Origin of the sequence: Paracoccus sp. R12_2, from assembly GCF_017744015.1 — a bacterium.
Classification (GTDB): Bacteria; Pseudomonadota; Alphaproteobacteria; order Rhodobacterales; family Rhodobacteraceae; genus Paracoccus.
In genome coordinates, this window is record NZ_JAGHRA010000050.1 from 1 (window position 1) to 703 (window position 703).

Below are 703 nucleotides of genomic sequence, written 5' to 3' on the forward strand. Positions count from 1 at the left end.
CCCGACTGCGTCACATCATCGGCTTTCCGCCCGTAACCGCGATGGTCGTTCCAGAGATGTAGCTTGCGGTGTCTTCGGCAAGCATGACGTAGGGCGCGGCAAGTTCCACAGGCTGCGCTGGTCGCTTCATTGGATAGTTCTGCCCGAACCCGGACACCTTCTCTTCGGACATGCTGGCGGGGATAAGTGGGGTCCAGACCGGTCCCGGTGCGACGGCATTCACACGAATGTCGCGAGCGGCGAGCATCTGGGCAAGGCCCATCGTAAAGTTCTGGATGGCCCCTTTTGTGGTCGCATACGCCAGAAGCGTCGGGTTCGGATCGTCGGAGTTGATGGATGCGGTATTGATGATCGAGGCACCCTCCTTAAAATACGGCATCGCCGCCTTTACCAGGTAGAACATCGAGTGGATGTTCGTGGCGAAGGTGTATCGCCATTCCTCGTCCGAGATGTCCTCGATGTTATTGAAGGTGCGCTGATGAGCCGCGTTGTTGATCAGGACGTCGATCGCACCGAAGGCGTCGACGACCTGGCCAATCACCGATCTGCAGTCATCAGGTTGCGAAAGATCAGCCTCAATCTCGAGACATTCTCGACCGGCCTCACGCACCAATGCCGCAGTTGAGGCTGCATCTTCGGTCTCTTCAAGGTAGATCAACGCCACATCCGCACCTTCGCGGGCATAGGCAATCGCCACGGCGCG

Annotated in this window: 1 protein-coding gene; it reads right to left on the reverse strand. The window is 58.3% G+C overall.

Translation table 11 applies throughout. The features are described from left to right. Positions 1-10: 10 nt before the first annotated feature. On the reverse strand, positions 11-703 hold a 693-nt coding region (locus J7359_RS19835), incomplete at its 5' end, for an SDR family oxidoreductase (RefSeq protein WP_209060016.1).